Below are 11,646 nucleotides of genomic sequence, written 5' to 3' on the forward strand. Positions count from 1 at the left end.
GGCCCGGACGGTGGCCTCGGACCCCTCCGTGCGGGCTCAGGTCCAGTCCATCAGCGCCCTTCCCGCCGCTCCCCCGGCCGCCGAGCTGCTGGCCGGTCCGTTGATGGCTGCCGCGGAGGGTGCCCGCACCCGCACCGGCGCCCTGTTCGTGGTCATTACGGACGAGACCGGCATCCGGCTGGCGCACCCCGACGCGGAGCGGCTGGGCGAAAAGGTCAGTACCGACCCCTCGGACGCCCTCGCGGGCCGGGAGGTCACCACGCGGAACACGGGCACGCTGGGCCCGTCCGCCGGCGCCAAGGTCCCGGTGTACGCCCCGGACTCGACGGCGGTGGTGGGCGAGGTGAGCGTGGGCTACTCCACCGAGACGATCAGCCAAAGCCTGGCCCGGGACATCATCCCCATCGCCGTCACGGCCGCCGGCGCGCTGCTGGCCGGCGTGCTCGCCTCCTTCCTGCTGCGGCGGCGGCTGCAGCGGCTGACCCTCGGGCTCGAACCCGAGGAGATCAGCACCCTGGTGCACGACCAGGTGGCCGTGTTACAGGGGGTCGACGACGGCGTGATCGGCGTTTCGGCCGACGGCAGGGTCAGCGTTTTCAACGCCGCCGCCCAGCGGCTGCTCGGTGTCCCGGACCTCGCGGGCACGGCCTGGGCCGCCGCGCCGGTCCCGGAGCAACTCAAGGCCCTGACCCGGGCCGATGCGGCCGAGGGCGAGGCGGTGGAACTCGTGGCCGGCGGCCGGGTGCTGGTGGTGAGCGCCCGCAAGGCCCTGCACGGCCGCGAGGACCTGGGCTGGGTGGTGATGCTGCGGGACCGGACCGAGCTGCAGCAGCTGACCCGCCAGCTCGACGCCGTCGGCACCATGTCCGCGGCTTTGCGGGCACAGCGCCACGAGTTTGCCAACCAGCTACACACGATCGCCGGGTTCATGAGCATCGGGGAGCCCCAGCAGGCCCAGGACTATCTCGCCAAACTGGCCGGCACCGGGCCGCTGGCATTCCCGGTGGACCAGGCCGAGCTGCTCCAGGACCCCTACCTGCAGGCCTTCCTCGGTGCCAAGGGCGTCGAGGCGGACGAGCGCGGCGTGAGCCTCCGCCTCGGCCCGGAATCCGTGGTCCGCGGCCACGTCACCGAACCCCAGGACGTCACCACCGTCCTGGGGAACCTGATCGACAACGCCGTGAACGCCGCCGTCGCCGGATCCGCGGCCGAGCGCTGGGTGGAAGTCGAAGTGCTGGACGAACCGGGCATCAACGGAGGCGCCGGCACACTCCACATTGTGGTGGCCGATTCCGGCGACGGCCTGGGCGTTGGAATGACAGCCGCCGAGGCCGAGGGGGTCTTCGCGGAAGGCTACACGACCTCGGTCCGGCCCGCGCGCCCTGGCGGAGGGCAGGGCCTGGGGCTGGCGTTGTCCCGACAGCTCGCGCGCCGCCGCGGCGGAGACGTGCGGGTGCTCGAAGCCGGCTCCCCCGGCGGCCCGGGCGCCGTTTTCGTCGCCACGCTGCCGGGAACCACCGAACCGGGGCCAACGCTGCCGGGAAATACCGAACCTGCAATCACTGAAGCAAACCGGGAGGACAACGATGTCTGAGGATTTCAGGGTGCTGATTGTCGACGATGATTTCCACGTCGCCAAGCTGCATGCCGCCTATGTGGATTCGGTGGCCGGCTTCCTGGCGCTGCCGCCGGCCGGCTCGGCGTCCCAGGCACTGCAGGCCATCCACAGCCTGCGCCCGGACCTGGTGCTGCTGGACGTCTACCTGCCGGACGCTTCGGGCCTGGACCTGCTGCACCAGCTGGACGTCGACACCGTGATCCTCAGCGCAGCCTCGGACACGGCCTCGCTGCGCCTCGCGTTCCGCCGCGGGGCACTGGGTTACCTGCTCAAGCCCTTCACGGCCGAATCCCTTTCGCAGCAGCTGCGCTCCTATGCACGCTACCGCCGGATCCTGGCCCAGCCGGGCTCCGTCAGCCAGGAGACGGTGGAGCGCGCCAAGCGCGCCCTGATCCCGGGCGACGTCGTCGCCTCGGCACGTCCCCGCTCCGCCACCGAGGCCGCGGTGCTGGAATCCCTGGTGCCCGGCGAGCAGTATTCAGCCGCCGACGTCGCCGCCCGGGTCGGCGTGTCCCGGGCCACCGCCCAGCGGTATCTGTCCGCGCTGGCGGACGACGGCGCCGTCGATATCCAGCTGCGCTACGGCACCACCGGGCGGCCCGAGCACCGCTACGGAATCCCCGCCCCGGCCGGCCACTAGGCGCCGTCGGGCTCCCTCTGTGCCGCCGCCTGCTCCGCCTGCACGGCCCTGTGGATGTTGCCGTGGATCATGTCCGCCCCGACGCGCTCGATCACGCCGTCCCGCTCCAGGACGGCCCGGACCGCGGGCTTCAGCCGGGTCAGGCGCAGGTTGACCCCGGCCTCCCGGGCGAGGATGACGATGTCCGCCACCTTTGCCGCCCCCTGCGAGTCGACGAAGTTGATCCCGCCGCAGTCGAGCACGATCCCGGTGAGCCCCGGCGTCGACTGGATGACGTCGCGCAGGCGGTCCTCCAGTGCATCGGCCGTGGCGAAGAACAGGCCGCCGTCGAACCTGATCACGGCAATGCCGGGAAMGGTCTCGTCGCCGGGGTGCTCACCGGCATCGCGGAAGACCTGGGTCCCGGGCTCGCGGCCCAGGTCGGGCATCTCCGGATGGGTCGCCACCCGGACCAGCCAGATGAGCGAGAGCCCGATTCCAATGACGACGCCCGCCAGCACGCCGAAGATGAGGGTCCCGATGATGGCAGCGACCGCAATCCAGAAGTCGAACTTCTGCACGCGGGCCAGCCGCCGCAGCTCGGGCACGTTCATCATGCCCATGACGACGGCCTCGATGATCAGCGCCGCCAGCACGGGCTTGGGCAGGATCGAGAACAGCGGCGCCAGGAACAGCAGCGTGAGCAGGACGGTGATCCCCGAGGTGAGGGAGGCCAGTCCGGTCTTCGCCCCCGAGTGGTCGTTCAGCGAGCTCGCGGACAGGCTCGTCGAGACGGGCATCCCCTTGAACAGACCCGAGGCGATGTTGGCCATTGACTGGGCAATGGATTCCTGGTTGATGTCGATCTGGTAGCGGTGTTTGGCAGCGAACGCCCTGGCATCCCCTGCGGTCTGGGAGAAGCCGATCAGGACCAGTGCCACCGCCGCGAGCGCCACGGTGCCGACGTGGTCCCACATGAGTTGGCCGTCCGGGACCTGCAGCGAGGGCAGCCCGCTGGGTACGTCGCCCACCAGGGCCACGCCTTTGGCCCCGAGACCGAAGAGCGCCTCCGCCGCCAGTCCGCCCACCACCAGGACCAGGGCGCCGGGGACTTGGGGAGCGATGGCTTTCAGCCCGAAGACCACAGCCAGCGCGATGACCCCCACCACCACGGTGGTCGGCTGTGCCTCGCCCAGGGTGCCCAGCCACGACCACAGCTCCTGGAGCGGATTCGAGCCGGTGACCTCGGTCCCGGTGAGTTTGGGGAGCTCGCCGATCACGACGTCGATCGCCGCGCCGAAAAGGAAGCCGGTGACCACGGCCTTCGAGAGGAACTGCGCAATCCAGCCCATCTTGAAGACGGCAAGAATCAGGAACAGGATGCCGGAGGCAAGGGTAATTCCGGCAACGAACGAGGCGACATCCTGCTCGCCGGTGATGCCCGCCGCGAGCACGGCACTCGCGGCCACCGCCGCCAGGCCCGAACTCGGGCCCATCGAGATCTGCCGGCACGTGCCGAAGATCGCGTAGACGATGGCGCCGGCGGCCGCGGCATACAGGCCGTTCTGCAGCGGGATCCCGGCGATGCCTGCGTACCCGAGGTTCTTCGGAACGATCAGGGCCGCGACGGTGACCCCGGCAATCAGATCGCCGCGCAGCCACGAGCGGTCATAGGAGCGGAACTGGCCGATGAGGGGGATCCTGGCGGGCCCCTGCCCGTGCGCCTTGGTCATGCGCCCTTCATACTCCAAGTCCCGACGTTCCGCCAGAGCCCGGCCGGCCCCCGCAACGCCCCGGGCAACCGTCGCTTTGGCCCTAGGTGGCGCTCTTCTGGGCGACGAGTTCGATCTCGACGAGCATCTTGGGATCCAGGAACGGCAGCACGTGAACGAGGGAGAGCGTGGGGCGGATGTCGCCGAAGACCTCGCCGTGGGCCCGGCCGGCCTCTTCCCACTGGCTGATGTCCGTCAGGTACAGCTTGGACTGCACCACGTCCTCGAAGCCGAAGCCGGCCTCGGCCAGCACGGCGCCGAGCTTCTGCAGGATGTAGCTGGTCTGGGTATAGAAGTCCTCGCCCATGATTCCGTCCTCGCCGCTGGCGGCGGTCGCGGAGATGTAGAGGGTGTTGTCCACCTGGACAGCCCGGGAATAGCCGAGGGTCTGTTCCCAGGTGGAGCCGGTACCGAAGGTCTTGCGCATGGTGGGCCTTTCGCAGTTGCCGCAGGGATCGGCACAACTGTAGGGCGCCGGACGGCCGGGCCGCCAAACCGGGTTGCTTTGTGTCGGCGGACCTGCGCGGGGCCACCGCCCCGGCTAGAGTTCCTGGCGGTAAACGAGCAGTTTGATGTCCGTGCCCGGCACGAGCCAGTCGCGCTCCGGCGCCCGGACGAAACCGGTCTTCAGGTAGAGGCCGTGGGCGCTTTCCCAGCTCTCGCCCGTGGTGAGGGCCACGGCGTGGATGCCGGGCAGGGCCCTGGCGTGCTCGATGATGGCCTGGACCATGGCCTTGCCGGCACCGCTGCGCTGCACGGAGGGGTCCACCACGAGCATCCTGAACTCGAGCTCGTCGCTGAAGGCGATGTCCGCGTAGGGCTCGCCGGCGACCGCCAGCGTCACGGAGCCGAGGATCCGGCCCCCACGCTCGGCGACCCAAACCGTCGCGGCCGCCGCGCGCTGCCCGACGTTCTGGATCTGCTGCATGTAGGGGTGGTCGGCGCTCTCAAAGTAGCCCGCCGCCAGGTAGGCGTCCCGGGTGATGCGCGCTATGGCGTCGAAGTCGGCCGGAACGGCGGGGCGAATAAGGATCTGCGAAGGCACCTGTCAATGGTACGGGCGCCCGGGCCGGGCCGTGCCCGGAAAGGCCGTTTCCGTGACTGAACTATCACTCAGGCGCATCTGACAGGCGTAGAGCCTGCCCGGCGAGACGACGTTAGAGCGGGAACTTGCCGGAGAGTTCCAGCGGCCCGGCGCACGTCCATGCTGTGAGGCGCTCGTCGTCGGAGGGGCCGCCGGCCAGGGGGCTGGTGAGCCGCGGCCGGCGCACCCAGCAGCCTGCCTCCTCGGCGATCAGGGCCCCGGCGGCGAAGTCGTGTTCGTTGAGCCCGCGYTCACCGTAGGCGTCGTRSGTGCCGTCCGCMACGAGGCACAGGTCCAGTGCCGCGGACCCGAGCCGGCGCATGTCGGCGAAGCCGTCCATCAGGGTGCCGAGGCCTGCGGCCTGTTCCGCCCGCACGCCGGGATCGTAGCTGAAGCCCGTGGCCAGGATCTGGCCGGTCCGTCCGGGGACCGGGCCGAACAGGGCGGTCACCTGGCCCTGCTCCTGGAGCCAGGCGCCCTCGCCGCGGGACGCGTAGTAGGTGCGTCCCAGCGCCGGTGCGCTGACGACGCCGGCCAGCCAGACGCCGTCGGCGTCGGCCACCGCCACGGAGGTGGCGTAGTAGACGATGTTGCGGATGAAATTGGTGGTGCCATCGAGCGGGTCGATGGACCAGCGGTAGCCGCTGGGCTCCGCCGGCAGGAGGGTGCCGCCCTCCTCCCCCGTGATGATGTCCCACGGCCGKGCGGCGGTGATGACGTCCCGGACGGCGGCTTCCGCGGCGAGGTCGAAGGCGGTCACCCAGTCTCCTGAGTCGCCCTTGTTGCTGACGTCCAGGGCCGCGGTCTTCCGGGTGGCCAGGACGGCGGCGCCCGCCGCCGCGGCCGACTTGGCCAGTTCGAGCAGCTCCGGAATGCCAGGTGCGGGAGGACCCGCGGAGTGGGAACTCATTCGGCCGCAGCAACCTCGATGCCGGGGGCCCCGCCGCCGTCGGCCGGGTCCGGGAGGCCGTCCGCGCCGCTGCCCGGCACCCTCTCCGCGCTGCCGTCCGCGCCGGTGCCGGCCGGCCCGTTCGCCAGCAGGGCACGGAAACCGTCCTCATCCAGGACCGGGACGCCGAGCTGTTCGGCCTTGTCCAGCTTCGTGCCGGCGTTCTCGCCCGCCACCACGTAGCTGGTGTTCTTCGACACCGATCCGGCCGCCTTGCCGCCGCGGATCAGGATGGCTTCCTTGGCCTCATCGCGGCTGAAGCCCTCGAGGCTCCCGGTCACCACCACGGTCAGCCCCTCCAGCGTCCTGGGCGTYGACTCGTCGCGTTCGTCCGCCATCCGGACGCCGGCGTCCGCCCAGCGGTCCACGATGTCGCGGTGCCAGTCCTCGGCGAACCATTCAGTCAGCGCCTGGGCGATGACCGGGCCCACGCCGTCCACGTGGGCGAGCTCCTCCTCGGAGGCCTGCCGGATGGCGTCCATGCTGCCGAACGCGGTGGCGAGGGCGCGCGAGGCCCGCGGGCCGACGTGCCGGATGGACAAGGCCACCAGGATCCGCCACAGCGGCTGGGATTTCGCTTTTTCCAGCTCCCGGAAGAGCTTGTCCGTCGTGGCCGTGGGCTTGGACGGGGTCTTGGTGGTGGCCTTGGTGAAGAAGTAGGGCACCAGCTCGAATTCCCCGGTGCCGACACCCTTGGAGCGCTTCTCCCGGCGGACACGGACGTCCGCGAGCTGCTCCGGAGTGAGGTCGAACAGTGTCGCCTCGGTGGTCAGCGGCGGCTCCGCGGGCTCGGCCGGCTGGGTCAGTGCGATGGCGGCTTCCCAACCGAGGGCCTCGATGTCGAAGGCGCCGCGGCCGGCAAGGTGGAAGACGCGTTCACGCAGCTGCGCCGGGCAGGACCGGGAGTTGGGGCAGCGGATGTCCACGTCCCCTTCCTTCCCGGGGGCCAACGGCGTGCCGCACGCGGGGCATTCGGTGGGCATGATGAAGTCGCGAACGGGAGGGTCCTGCTGGTCCCGCAGCGCCAGCACCGGGCCCACAATTTCCGGAATCACGTCTCCGGCCTTGCGCAGCACCACAATGTCGCCGATCTTCACGCCCTTGGCCTTGACCACTTCCTGGTTGTGCAGGGTGGCCATTTCCACGGTGGAGCCGGCGACTTTGACCGGTTCCATCACGCCRTACGGGGTGACSCGSCCGGTSCGGCCGACGTTGACGGCGATGTCGAGCAGCTTGGTGTGGACCTCTTCGGGCGGGTACTTGTAGGCCACSGCCCAGCGCGGCACCCGGGTGGTGTAGCCSAGGGCSCGCTGSGTSGCKAAGTCGTCCACCTTGAYCACAATGCCGTCGATCTCGTGSGTGAGGCTGTGCCGCTTGTCGCCGTAGCGCTTGATGAATTCGAGCACGTCGGAAAGCCCGGCCAGAACCTCGAAATACGGGCTCGTCGGCAGTCCCCACTCGGCCAGCTTGCGGTAGGTCTCGGACTGGCTGGCGGTGTCGAGACCCTCGCGGGCGCCGATGCCGTGGACGTACATCCGCAGCGGCCGCTTGGCGGTTTCCGCGGGGTCCTTCTGCCGCAGCGAACCTGCGGCGGCGTTGCGGGGGTTGGCCAGCGGCGCCTTGCCGGCCTCGATCAGGGCTTCGTTGAATTCCGCGAAGGCCTGCGACGGGATGAAGACTTCGCCGCGGACCTCCACCTCCGCCGGGAAGCCGGTGCCGCTGAGCTGCTTCGGGATTTCCTTGATCGTCAGGACGTTATGCGTGATGTCCTCGCCGGTGGTGCCGTCCCCGCGGGTTGCGGCCCGGACCAGGGCGCCGTCGCGGTAGAGCAGGTTGACGGCCAGGCCGTCGATCTTCAGTTCGGTGAGCCACGACGGCGGGTTCCCGCCGTTGCCGAGCTTGGCGACGCCCGCCTCGGCCTTGACCATCCAGGCCTCCAGCTCCTCGAGCGAGAAGACATCCTCCAGGCTGTACATGCGCTGCAAATGCTGCACGGCGGCAAACGCCGCTGACACCTCGCCGCCGACTTCCTGCGTGGGCGAATCGTTGGCCACCAGTTCCGGATGCATGGCTTCGAGCGTTTCCAGCCGCCGGTAGAGCTCGTCGAACTCGGCGTCGGAGATGATCGGCGCGTCCTGCTGGTAGTAGGCAAAGCGGTGCTTGCGGACCTGCTCAACAAGGTCTTCATACTCCGCGCGGATGTCCCCGGAGGGGACCTGCTCCCCCGCGGGGCCTTGCGGGTCCGTGACGTGCCCGGGGGCTGCTTCGGCTGCTTCTTCAGTCCCTGCTGCGGTCTCTGCTGCGGTCTTCCCTGTGCTCACAGACCTATCMTGCCCTAGATCCCCGACATTGTCCGGTCCAGGGTCCGGTCTGGGGTCCGCTTCCGAATTTGGACTGACGCTGACCGCAAGGTCAGGCGGGCTCGTCCACGTTTGCAGTCCGGGCGTCGACCACGATCGCCGTGATGTTGTCCCGGCCGCCGCTGCGCAAGGCCGCCTGGATCAGTTCGTCCACGGCCGCCTGGGGGTCGGCCTCGGCCGCGAGGATGCCGGCGATCTTCTCATCGCTGAGTTCGCCGTTGAGGCCGTCGGAGCAGACCAGCATCCGGTCGCCGTCTTCAAGGGGAACCAGCCAGAAGTCGGCCTCGGAGTCATCCCCGGTTCCCAGCGCCCGGGTCACCACGTGCCTGCGGGGGTACACGGCGGCCTCGGCCTCGGTGATCTGGCCGGTGTCAAGGAGTTCCTGGACTTCGGAATGGTCCACGCTGATCTGCGCGAGCTGGCCGTGGCTGTACCGGTAGGTGCGGGAGTCTCCGATGTTGAGGACAAGCCAGTACGGAACGTCCTGTTGTTCCACCACCACGACGCCGGACAGGGTGGTTCCGGCTCGCGATCCGGTGGCGTGACGGATGCCCGCATCTGCCATGAGCAGGTACTCCTGCAGGATGTCCGCCGTCGCATCCCGGCTGCCGGTCTTGGACTGTGGCAGCTCGGCCAGGGTGCGCACGCAGATGCTGCTGGCAACTTCGCCGGCCTCGTGCCCGCCCATGCCATCCGCTACGGCGAAGACGGGGTCCGCGGCAAGGAAGGCGTCCTCGTTCGCCTCGCGGCGCAGTCCCCGGTCCGTGCCGTACCCGCAGCGCAGTAGCGGTCCCCGTTTTCCGTCCGACGGCGGGATGGGGGCGTCTGGTGATGGGTTCATGGCGGTCCTCAATACAGTGGTGCGCGGCTTCACTGGTGCGCGGGGTTGACGGCGTTCGCAACCCGGCCGGATAGCAACTGCCGGTCCGACTATCGCATATGCGCCGCTCAGCTGAGAAGCCCGCCACGGCCTACCGCCGGGCTGATCCGGCGTTCAGTCCAGGATCAGGCCCCGGCCGCTGCCGGGCTGCAGCTGCACCGGGTGGATTTCACCGAACCCTCGGACGTCCTCGGCCGGCCGGGGCACCAGGACGAAGCGTTCGTCCTGCTCCAGCGCGGCCGCGGTCATCGAATCCACCAGCACTGTTCCAGGGTCCGCGAGAGCCGTCAGTCGGGCGGCGAGGTTGACGGTGGGTCCGTAGATGTCGCCGAGGCGGGAGAGGATGCGGCCCCACACCATGGCCACGCGGGCCTGGGGCAGGATCTCGTCGTCGGTGAAGGCGCGGGACAGGGCCAGGGAAATCTCGGCGCCGGCCGCCGGAGTCTCGGCAATGTACAGGACTTCGTCGCCGACGGTCTTGACCAGCCGGCCGCCGCCGACCGAGATGATTTCGGCGCACTTGTTCTCGAAGCGCTGCACCAGCTGGGCCAGTGTCTTCTCGTTCATCCGGCGGGACAGGCTGGTGTAGGAGACAAGGTCAGCGAAGCCAACCGCCCGGGCCAACGGCAGGGGCGCATCGTCCTCGTCGCCTTCGCGGCCCTCTTCGCTGGACTGCAGCCCGGCTTCGGCCCGGACGGCCAGGCGCTGCACACCGGCGTTGAGCTGGCGGCGCCAGGAGTAGGCGAGCATCTCCTCGAGGGGGTCGATCAGGTTCGGCAACTCGCTGACGAGCCGCTTGCGGGCGACGGCGTCGGTCACGCCATGTTCCTGGACCATGTCCTCCACGAGGGCCTCGATCTGCCACACCACCATCCGGTCGGTCATCTGGCCGATGGCCCGGGTGATGGAGATTGCGGCTTCCTCGGTGAGCTTGCCGTCGCGCACCAGGTCCACGATGGTGGACAGGGCGGCCTGGTCACGCTCGGTGAAGGCGACATCTTCATCCCCGAGGTTGGGAAAACCCAGGGCGCGCCAAAGTTTCCGGGCAGAGAGCAGCGAGAGCCCTGCACCGGCAGCTACTTCACGACGCCGAAGCTTGCGTTCTCCGCCCAGCAGCCGCGCTTCCAGGGCCTTGGCGGCGAGCCGTTCAGCGGACATCGTGCCGGTGGGCGGGGCCACGGGTTCAGCTTCGTCGGGTTCGGGTTCGGGTTCGGGTTCGGCGGCGGGTTCGATGAGCGCGCCGGCTTCGCTGCCGAAGGCGGTCCCGGCGTCGCTGTCGGCGGCAGCCGAACCGGCGGCGTCCTCGGGCTCCCGGGGCAAATCCGGGGCAGCGAGATCGATGTCCTGGTGGACGTTCTCAGCGTTCATCTCTTCCACCTTCTCTCGTCTCCCACGGCCAGGCCTCGCCCGGGTTGTAGGTCATGCCATCGGCGTTGTCGGTCATGCCATCGGCGCCGGACGCCTCGCCCTGCGGGAGGTCGTCGATGGCGTCCAGCAGGAAATTACGGAATGTCGCGACCTCCGGGACATCGGGGACCACCGTTCCAAGGGGGTACCCGGTCTCCAAGGATATATTCCCGGAGTGCAATAGGCGCTGCAACAAGGATTGCTCAATGGCCACATGGCGGACGGCGGCGAGGGGGACCTGTTCATCGCGCCGCCGTAACATGCCGTATCGGGCAACTATGCGCTGGCTGGTGAGGATGTAACGGGTGGCGTGCCACGCAATGACCCGCGGGAGGCAATAGCCCAGCAGCACCCACGCCGCCAACGCCAGGCACACGGCGAGGAGCCAGGGCGTCCACTCCTTCGGGACGAGGGGGACGAGCCGCGCCGGGCCGCCCTTGACAACCCAGGCGCAGGCATACGCGGCCAAGGCCGGAACAACAATGAACATCAGCGCCGGGACAATGAGCATCCTGGGCTGGGGCCGGGTCACCACAATCACTTGCTCTCCCGGCAGGAGCACTCTACGCATAGCCGCTTTCTGCTCCGCCGCTGCCCGTGCCCTGGCTGCCGGTCCCTGCCGGATTCCACGGCCTCAGGTGCACGACGTCGCCGGCGGTCACCACATGTTCGTGGCCCGCGGCATCGACCACCAGGAGTGAGCCGTATTCGTCCAGACGCGTGGCGTGGCCAATGATCTCGTGGTCGCCCGGGAGTTGGGCCCGGACCTGCTTGCCGAGGGTTGAGAGGAGGTGCTCCACGCGTTTGTGCAGCGACGGGCCACCGGCCATGCCGGCGGTGGGGTCGCCGTCGGCGTTGCAGAAACTCCGGTACAGAGTGGCGAAGCGGGACAGGTAGCTCTTCAGGAGCTCCGTCCGGTCCACCGTGTCCGGATTCTCCAGCAGCACGGAGGTGGCG

The 11,646-nt window shown here is 69.5% G+C and carries 10 protein-coding genes and 1 pseudogene; 2 read left to right on the top strand and 9 right to left on the bottom strand.

All coding sequences use genetic code 11. From position 1 onward, the window contains the following. Together AC1D1S_RS14835 and AC1D1S_RS14840 are read left to right on the top strand one after the other, a co-directional pair. Positions 1 to 1,594 (top strand): sensor histidine kinase (locus AC1D1S_RS14835; RefSeq protein WP_476994804.1); only part of this gene is annotated, 1,594 nt, incomplete at its 5' end. Beyond that, a complete protein-coding gene (locus AC1D1S_RS14840) occupies positions 1,587 to 2,258 on the top strand; it encodes a response regulator (RefSeq protein ID WP_223914086.1) in 672 nt (223 codons plus the stop codon). The genes AC1D1S_RS14835 and AC1D1S_RS14840, both read left to right, overlap by 8 nt. Here the strand turns inward: AC1D1S_RS14840 and AC1D1S_RS14845 are convergent. From AC1D1S_RS14845 to AC1D1S_RS14885, 9 genes and pseudogenes are all read right to left on the bottom strand, one after another. Next, positions 2,255 to 3,970: a SulP family inorganic anion transporter gene (locus AC1D1S_RS14845; RefSeq protein ID WP_476994805.1), complete on the bottom strand. Its 1,716-nt coding sequence runs from the start codon at positions 3,968 to 3,970 to the stop codon at positions 2,255 to 2,257. The two genes, AC1D1S_RS14840 and AC1D1S_RS14845, sit on opposite strands and share 4 nt — an antisense overlap. An 82-nt stretch (positions 3,971 to 4,052) precedes the next feature. Further along, positions 4,053 to 4,436: a RidA family protein gene (locus tag AC1D1S_RS14850; protein ID WP_243179658.1), complete on the bottom strand. Its 384-nt coding sequence runs from the start codon at positions 4,434 to 4,436 to the stop codon at positions 4,053 to 4,055. 114 nt (positions 4,437 to 4,550) lie between these two features. Beyond that, complete coding sequence (locus AC1D1S_RS14855; protein WP_243179659.1) at positions 4,551 to 5,054, bottom strand: GNAT family N-acetyltransferase; 504 nt, start codon at positions 5,052 to 5,054, stop codon at positions 4,551 to 4,553. Positions 5,055 to 5,166: 112 nt separating this feature from the next. Beyond that, positions 5,167 to 6,003: an inositol monophosphatase family protein gene (locus tag AC1D1S_RS14860; RefSeq protein ID WP_476994806.1), complete on the bottom strand. Its 837-nt coding sequence runs from the start codon at positions 6,001 to 6,003 to the stop codon at positions 5,167 to 5,169. Further along, the gene (gene ligA, locus AC1D1S_RS14865) at positions 6,000 to 8,363 is read right to left on the bottom strand and encodes an NAD-dependent DNA ligase LigA (protein WP_476994807.1); all 2,364 of its coding nucleotides are present in this window, start codon (positions 8,361 to 8,363) and stop codon (positions 6,000 to 6,002) included. The genes AC1D1S_RS14860 and ligA overlap by 4 nt, the downstream gene beginning before the upstream one ends. 91 nt (positions 8,364 to 8,454) lie before the next feature. Then, positions 8,455 to 9,243: a PP2C family protein-serine/threonine phosphatase gene (locus AC1D1S_RS14870; protein WP_243179661.1), complete on the bottom strand. Its 789-nt coding sequence runs from the start codon at positions 9,241 to 9,243 to the stop codon at positions 8,455 to 8,457. 153 nt (positions 9,244 to 9,396) lie between these two features. Further along, positions 9,397 to 10,650 (bottom strand): adenylate/guanylate cyclase domain-containing protein, encoded by a 1,254-nt coding sequence (locus AC1D1S_RS14875; RefSeq protein ID WP_476942992.1) that lies wholly within the window; start codon positions 10,648 to 10,650, stop codon positions 9,397 to 9,399. Beyond that, positions 10,640 to 11,260 carry a PH domain-containing protein gene (locus tag AC1D1S_RS14880; RefSeq protein ID WP_243179663.1) on the bottom strand — a complete coding sequence of 207 codons (621 nt, stop codon included), beginning with the start codon at positions 11,258 to 11,260 and terminating at the stop codon, positions 10,640 to 10,642. Before AC1D1S_RS14880 ends, AC1D1S_RS14875 begins: the two co-directional genes overlap by 11 nt. Continuing rightward, positions 11,253 to 11,646 (bottom strand): annotated as a pseudogene (locus AC1D1S_RS14885) (biotin--[acetyl-CoA-carboxylase] ligase); the annotation flags it as partial. The pseudogene AC1D1S_RS14885 and the gene AC1D1S_RS14880, both read right to left, overlap by 8 nt.

Source organism: Arthrobacter sp. P1_A5, from assembly GCF_056406825.1.

What these genes read in the sequence shown, in the direction of transcription:
- AC1D1S_RS14875 (WP_476942992.1), bottom strand. Translation starts at nt 10,650, where the DNA reads ATGAACGCTGAGAACGTCCACCAGGACATCGATCTCGCTGCCCCGGAT.
- AC1D1S_RS14840 (WP_223914086.1), top strand. Translation starts at nt 1,587, where the DNA reads ATGTCTGAGGATTTCAGGGTGCTGATTGTCGACGATGATTTCCACGTC.
- AC1D1S_RS14850 (WP_243179658.1), bottom strand. Translation starts at nt 4,436, where the DNA reads ATGCGCAAGACCTTCGGTACCGGCTCCACCTGGGAACAGACCCTCGGC.
- AC1D1S_RS14880 (WP_243179663.1), bottom strand. Translation starts at nt 11,260, where the DNA reads ATGCGTAGAGTGCTCCTGCCGGGAGAGCAAGTGATTGTGGTGACCCGG.
- AC1D1S_RS14870 (WP_243179661.1), bottom strand. Translation starts at nt 9,243, where the DNA reads ATGAACCCATCACCAGACGCCCCCATCCCGCCGTCGGACGGAAAACGG.